Consider the following 1,675-nt stretch of genomic DNA (forward strand, 5'->3'; position numbering starts at 1 on the left):
CCGAACCGGTGATGCTCGCCCTGCACGACCGGTTGCTCGCCGGCCTCCCGCCCGCCGAGGCGATGGCCGCCACGCGGGCGGCCATCGCACCCACCGACGACGGGGCGGTCGCCGCCGCGGCCGGGTTCGTCACCTTCGGCGCCTGATCCCCGCTACTGCCACACCGTCGGAGGGTGCGTCGGCGCGTAGAGCCTGCCCTGCTGCGACGGCCACGCGACCGCGGGCAGGCCGTCGAGGAACCCGGTCGCCACGGCCCGGACGGGACCGGGCTGGGCCAGGAACCGGCGCGCGATCTCCGCCGCCACCAGCGGGGCGGCGAACGACGTCCCCGTCCACCGGGCCCAGCCGGTGAACAGCTTGCTGCCGTCGAGCGGGTGCTTCCACCCGCTCACGTGCGTGCTGACCAGGTCGACACCGGGCGCGTACACGTCGGCCTCGTTGCTCTTCGGCCACGGGACCGCCGATCCGCCCGTGGTGTCGCACCCGCCGACCGAGATCACGCCCGGCGGCGGCCCCGCGTAGGCGTACGCCGCCGGGTAGAACGGCCGGCCCGCTCCGGAGGAGGTGCCCGCCGCCGCCACGACGACCTTGCCGCTGTCGAGCACCGCGTTCAACGCCGCCGCCAGCAGCGGGGACGGCTGGTCATCCGGTGTGGTGCCGCCGAGCGAGAGGTTGACCACCGGCGCCGTCAGCCTGTCGAGGTCGGCCAGGACCGGGCACAGGACCGTGTCGTCGGTCTCGCCGGTCGTGTGCAGCACGCGGAAGACCTGGACGTTCACGTCCGGCGCCATCCGGGCGACCAGGCCCGCGATGAACAGGCCGTGCCCGCCCTGGACGTCCAGGAGGAGGTCCCCGTCCGGCCCGTCGAGGGGATCGACCGGGATCGCCCCGGCCGGACCCTGCCGGAACAGCCCCACCAGGTCGGGGTGCGTGGTCTGCCACTCGGCCGGCACACCGGAGTCGACCACCGCGACCGCGGCCGGTTCCGGCTTGTCGTCCTCGTCCAGCACCAGCGCGGGGCGCTGACCCGCCATCACGGTGGCCCAGCCGTCCGGGCCGCCCTGGTAGAAGTCCAGGACGTCCACCGCGCCGACGTAGACGTGGTTGTGGTGCAGGGCGCCGCGCCGGTCGCGGATCAGGTCCACCACGTCGGTGTCGGTGAAGCCGACCCACAGCCGGTGCCCCAGACCCACCTCGCGCAACCGGGCGTTGACGTCGCCGTAGTGGGGCGTGCCGGGGTCGCGTCGCCAGTCCCGACCGGGCGGGCCCGGTGCGTAGGGCCTGCCGCCGTGCCGCTCCAGCAGCGGCCGGAGGTCGTCCTCGACCGCGGCCTCCACCAGGAGCTCGCCCGGCCGGACCAAGGCGCCGTTCACCTCCACCACCGGTGAGCGGAAACCGCGGACCCTGTTCATCGGCGTCGTCATGATCACCTCTCGGTAGGTGTGCGACGCGCGTGTGCGCGTCCGGTGGGTTAGGGGTGCCGGGCGGTCACGCTGATACATCCACGTGCCGGAGCAGTCGGGTGGCCGCGGCGCGGCTGTCCACCTGGAGCTTGCGCAGCAGGTGGTGGACGTGGTTCTTGCGCCGAGGTGATGCCGCCGCACTTGGCGAGCTTCACGTTCACCCCGTCGACCACGCCCGCCAGCGCGCGGACGTCGGCGGCGGTCGCGGCGTC

General features: G+C 74.4%; 1 protein-coding gene. It reads right to left on the reverse strand.

Annotated features, from left to right (window positions below; translation table 11 throughout):
- Window positions 1–152: 152 nt before the first annotated feature.
- Window positions 153–1,424, reverse strand: a complete 1,272-nt coding sequence (locus AB0G02_RS38855) for a S8/S53 family peptidase (RefSeq protein ID WP_360805109.1) — start codon at window positions 1,422–1,424, stop codon at window positions 153–155.
- Window positions 1,425–1,675: the final 251 nt, after the last annotated feature.

Source organism: Actinosynnema sp. NPDC023658, from assembly GCF_040639995.1.
Taxonomy (GTDB): domain Bacteria; phylum Actinomycetota; class Actinomycetes; order Mycobacteriales; family Pseudonocardiaceae; genus Actinosynnema.

Bases quoted from the DNA above. Each gene is read 5' to 3' on its own strand.
- AB0G02_RS38855 (WP_360805109.1), bottom strand. From the start codon at position 1,424: ATGACGACGCCGATGAACAGGGTCCGCGGTTTCCGCTCACCGGTGGTG.